Origin of the sequence: Streptomyces sp. NPDC102274 (assembly GCF_044766385.1) — a bacterium.
In the GTDB taxonomy this organism is placed as follows: domain Bacteria; phylum Actinomycetota; class Actinomycetes; order Streptomycetales; family Streptomycetaceae; genus Streptomyces.
Genome location: NZ_JBIWLW010000127.1, coordinates 1 through 2,991 on the forward strand (window position 1 = coordinate 1; position 2,991 = coordinate 2,991).

The 2,991-nt window shown below is 67.5% G+C and carries 3 protein-coding genes; 2 read left to right on the plus strand and 1 reads right to left on the minus strand.

Annotation, left to right across the window (positions count from 1 at the left end):
- Nucleotides 1–370: hypothetical protein (locus ACIRQP_RS42305; protein WP_403900789.1), on the minus strand; the 370-nt coding region annotated here is incomplete at its 3' end.
- Nucleotides 371–1,342: 972 nt separating this feature from the next.
- Between ACIRQP_RS42305 and istA the strand changes: the two genes are divergently transcribed.
- Together istA and ACIRQP_RS42315 are read left to right on the plus strand one after the other, a co-directional pair.
- Nucleotides 1,343–2,761, plus strand: coding sequence for an IS21 family transposase (gene istA / locus ACIRQP_RS42310; RefSeq protein ID WP_403900791.1), 1,419 nt, complete (start codon nt 1,343–1,345; stop codon nt 2,759–2,761).
- Nucleotides 2,758–2,991: ATP-binding protein (locus ACIRQP_RS42315; protein WP_403900793.1), on the plus strand; the 234-nt coding region annotated here is incomplete at its 3' end. The genes istA and ACIRQP_RS42315, both read left to right, overlap by 4 nt.

A 2,991-nucleotide genomic window follows, 5' to 3' on the forward strand; every position in this document is an offset into this window, starting at 1 on the left:
GCTTCGACCCCTTCTCCGCAGACATGAACTCCGTCTCACCGCCCGTGGTCGCGCCCTGAGCGGCCATCCCCCAGGTGTCGAGATCCAGCGGCTTCTTCGAGCCGTTCGTGACGTCCAGCAGGACACGGAACGCGGTCTGATCGGCGGTCGGCTTGGTGTCGTACTCCCCGAAGTCAGCGGCCGTCAGCTTGTTGATACCGGTGACCGTGAGCAGGACACCATCCTTGTAACGGAAGCCGTCGCCGACCTCCAACTCCGTATCGGGTGTCTCCTCTTCAACGGGTTCTTCGGCCGACGGCTCTGTCGTAGCCGACTGCTGTGCCGCCACACCCCGCTCGGCGGTGCCCTGGCCGCTGCTGCACGCGGTCATCAAGGGGAGGAGGGGGGGCGGCTGCGGTGGCCATTATGGCGGCGCGGGTTCGCTGATTCATGAGTGCCTCTGAAGGTGTAGGTGAGACATGTGACGAATAAGTGGCACTCATGGTTGTGCTGTGCGCACCTACGGCATGACGCAGCGAGTGGCCGCCGGGGCTACCTCGGTTTCCCGGGAATCCTTCTCGGTCTTCGCCCAGGAGAAGCCTGCGCCCACGCCCGCATTCACCGCAGTTGAAGCGACGACGCCGTATGCCCCTGATAGTCCAAGACCACGCGCTGCCGCGCTGCCGACGCCGGGCATCAGGGCGCCTGGTACAGCTCCTGCCACCGCTCCCCTGCCGGCCGCTCCGGCGAAGCCGCCCCAGGAGAACTGGCCGTCGTTGCGGTGCTGCCAGCTGCAGCGGCCGCCGTCGACGACCGCTCCGGACACGGCGCCGATGCCTGCCGACACACACAGGGGGCAGCGGCCGGTGGTACCCGCCGTGTCGTACACCGCGGTGACCGAGTTCTGCCGGTCTTGCTGGAAGTAAAGTCTCCGTCGGTCCGGCTCAGGGACACCGGGATGCCGAGCGGGTTGTAGTGGTAGTCGGCGAGCAGCCCGCCCGAGCTGTTGGTGTCCGTGGCGATCTGCGGCATGGGGTTGGTGACGTCCCAGCGCGAGGTCCGGTCGAGCGCCCCCCTCCTATTTGGAGATCGTCCGGTTTCCGTCGACGTCATGGACGAACGTGAAGCCGCTGGATCCCGCCCGAACAAACGTACGTAGCCGTCGGTAACAAGCTTTTGTCCCCCAGGCCGTGCCGGGTGGTGAGGTTGGATCGATACTGGATCCGAACGTCGGACCGTGTCGGCGTACAAGTGAACGTGCACCACTCCGTACGGATGAGAGTGCACCAAAGTTGATGCGGTGATGGGGTCGTGTCCGTGAGTCTGCTGTCGTCTGTTCGGCGTCGGTGGAGGGCGGCAGTCGATGGTCTTGGATCCGCATCGCTGGCTGGAGTTGAGGCGTTTTCGCGGGCTGTACGAGTCCGGTGCGATGAGCCTGCGGCAGATCACGAAGGAGACCGGGCTGAATCGCCGTACGGTCGCCAAGTACCTGGCCGGGCCGGCTCCCATCGCGCCGCCGCAGCGGGAGGCCAGTGAGAGGCCGCGGCGGCGGGCGGTGGACGAGGTCGCCCCGCTGATCGATGCGATGCTGCGGGCGGAGGTTCTGCTCAAGGGCGCGGTGATCCACGAGCGCCTGGCGGTGGAGTGCGGGATCACGATCAACTACCAGCGGGTGAAGATCTACCTGCAGGAAGCCCGGCCGAGAATCGCCGGGGAACTCGGCATCAGTCCGGGTGAACTCGCCGGTCTGCACCGCCGGTTCGAGGTGGTCCCCGGGGCTCAGGCCCAGGTGGACTGGGGGGACGAGGGCAAGGTCCTCGCCCATGTCGGGATCCCAAAGGTCTACTCGTTCCACATGGTTCTGTCCTATTCCCGAGATCCCTTCTGCTGCTTCACCACGTCGTTGGATCTGGCGACGTTCTTCGACTGCCACCGGGCCGCATTCGCGCACTTCGGCGGGGTGCCGATGAGTATCGTCTATGACCGCACCAAGACGATCGTGCGCCGGCATGTCGCGCCGGGCGAGGCGGTTCCGTTGCATCCGGAAGCGGTGGCCTTTGCCGGGCACTACGACTTCGACATCGACGTCCTGGCTGCCTACCGGCCGCAGGGCAAGGGCCGGGTCGAACGCCAGGTGTTGATCGTCCGTGATCATGTGCTGGCCGGGCGGGCGTTCTCCTCGATCGAGGAGATGAACGCCGCCTTCGCGGCCTGGGTGCCCGTCCGGCGGGCGAAGGTGCACGGCACTCACGGCGAGGTGATCGGGCACCGGGCCGTGCGCGATCACGTGGCCCTGCGGCCGCTGCCGCGGGCTCCGTATGTGGTGGCTCAGCGGCATCTACGGCACGTCGGCAAGGACTGCCTGGTCGCCTTCGACGCGAACCTCTACTCGGTGCCCGCCCGCAAGGTCCGTCCCCGCCAGCTGGTCGAGATCCGGGCCACGAAATCCCAGGTCACGTTGCACTCCACCGTGCCCGGCCAGGACGGAGTGACGCTGCTGGCCGTCCATCCACGGGCGGTCGGCCGTGGCGCCCGCATCGTGGACGAGAGCCACTGGGACGGCCTGCCCACCGGCACCGGCCGCCGCGTCACGAGCGTCGACGGCCCGCCCGCGACCCGCTGTGAACAGCCGCTGGGGCCGGAAGCAGGCCCCTTGCAGGCCCTGTTGAACCGGGCCGCCGCCGCGAGCGTCGAGGTCGGCCGCAGACCGCTTTCCGTCTATGACGAGCTGACCGGCACCCGTCCCTTCACTCCCAAGTCCCCGATGAAGGAAGTCCGTTGAGCGAGCTGATCAGCACCCGCGTCCGCGCCACGGCCGTCAAGCTCGGCCTGCCCCACCTGGCCGAGACCGTCAGCCAGTACATCCAGCGGGCGGACGAGGCGAAGATGGGCTACCTCGACCTGGTCGATCTGGTCCTGGCCGAGGAACTCGCGGTCCGTGAGGACCGGCGCTTTCGCAGCGGGCTGCGGACCTCGAAGCTGCCGCACCACAAGACGCTGCGCTTACGACTT